Origin of the sequence: Pseudonocardia bannensis, assembly GCF_012911875.1 — a bacterium.
Classification (GTDB): Bacteria; Actinomycetota; Actinomycetes; order Mycobacteriales; family Pseudonocardiaceae; genus Pseudonocardia; species Pseudonocardia bannensis.
Window position 1 is genome coordinate 1 of record NZ_JAAXKZ010000274.1, and the last position, 1,051, is coordinate 1,051.

The following is a 1,051-nucleotide window of genomic DNA, read 5'->3' on the forward strand; positions in this document are numbered from 1 at the left end:
TCAGCCGCCGATGGCGCTCATCGGCCGGTCCGGCTGCAGGAAGCCGGGGTCGTTGATGCCGTGGCCGGGCAGCTTGGCCCACATGGCGTCGCGCCAGGTGTCGGCGATCTCGGTGTCGGAGGCGCCGCCGCGGACCAGGGCCCGCAGGTCGGTCTCGGTGCGGGCGAACAGGCAGTTGCGGACCTGCCCGTCGGCGGTCAGCCGGGTGCGGTCGCAGGCGCCGCAGAACGGCCGGGTGACCGAGGCGATCACGCCGACCACGGCCGGGCCGCCGTCGACGATCCAGCGCTCGGCCGGGGCGCCGCCGCGCTCGGTCGGGTCCGGGGCCAGATCGAAGCCCTCGCGCAGCCGGTCGAGGATCTCCCCGGCGGTGATCATCTCGGTGCGCTGCCAGCCGTGCTGGGCGTCCAGGGGCATCTGCTCGATGAAGCGCAGCTCGTAGCCGTTGTCCACGGCGAAGCGCAGCAGGGCGCCGGCCTCGTCGTCGTTCACCCCGCGCAGCAGCACCGTGTTGATCTTGACGGGGTGCAGGCCGGCGGCGCGGGCCGCGGCCAGCCCGGCGAGCACGTCGGCGAGCCGGTCGCGCCGGGTGATCGTGGCGAACCGGTCCGGGCGCAGCGTGTCCATCGAGACGTTGAGCCGGTTCACCCCGGCGGCGGCCAGCGCCTCGGCGCGGCGGGCCAGCCCGATGCCGTTGGTGGTCAGCGAGATGTCGGGCCGGGGGGCCAGCGCGGCGGACGCGGCGATGATGCCTTCGAGGCCCTTGCGCAGCAGCGGCTCGCCGCCGGTGAAGCGCAGCTCGTGCACGCCGAGCTCGCGGACCGCGATGCCGATCAGCCGGACCAGCTCGTCGTCGGTCAGCTGCTCGGCGCGGTCCATCCACTCCAGGCCCTCCGCGGGCATGCAGTAGGTACAGCGCAGGTTGCAGCGGTCGGTCAGCGAGATGCGCAGGTCGGTCGCCACCCGGCCGAACCCGTCGATCAACCGGGGGTCGTCGGGGCGGGCCGGGTCTCGGGTGATGGACCCCCGCAACGCCGGGAGGCCGAGCTCG

Annotated in this window: 1 protein-coding gene; it reads right to left on the bottom strand. The window is 74.7% G+C overall.

What is annotated here, in order from left to right; all coding sequences use genetic code 11:
* Positions 1 to 1,020, bottom strand: a complete 1,020-nt coding sequence (moaA, locus tag HF519_RS30150; RefSeq protein ID WP_312860439.1) for a GTP 3',8-cyclase MoaA — start codon at positions 1,018 to 1,020, stop codon at positions 1 to 3.
* Between the last annotated feature and the right edge of the window lie 31 nt (positions 1,021 to 1,051).